Origin of the sequence: Methylobacterium frigidaeris (genome assembly GCF_022179185.1) — a bacterium.
Taxonomy (GTDB): domain Bacteria; phylum Pseudomonadota; class Alphaproteobacteria; order Rhizobiales; family Beijerinckiaceae; genus Methylobacterium; species Methylobacterium frigidaeris.
In genome coordinates this window covers 1-232 of sequence record NZ_BPQJ01000377.1, presented here as the reverse complement: position 1 = coordinate 232, position 232 = coordinate 1, and the positions used below count along the sequence as shown (strand labels likewise).

At 65.1% G+C, this 232-nt stretch carries 1 protein-coding gene; it reads left to right on the top strand.

The features are described 5' to 3' along the window. Positions 1-232 (top strand): glycoside hydrolase family 6 protein (locus MFF64_RS37415; protein WP_238194138.1); only part of this gene is annotated, 232 nt, incomplete at both ends.

Here is a 232-nt window from a genome sequence, read left to right as displayed (position 1 = left end):
CGACGCGGCCCACCACGGCTGGCTCGGCTGGGACTCCAACTTCGTTCCCGCGGCTCAGCAGTTCAAGAAGGCCGCCACGGTCGAAGGAGCCTCGGTCTCCGATGTGCACGGCTTCATCGTGAACACGGCCAACTACTCGGCGCTCAAGGAACCGCACTTCGCGGTGACCGACTCGGTGAACGGGACCACCGTGCGCCAGTCCTCCTGGGTCGACTGGAACTACTACGTGGAC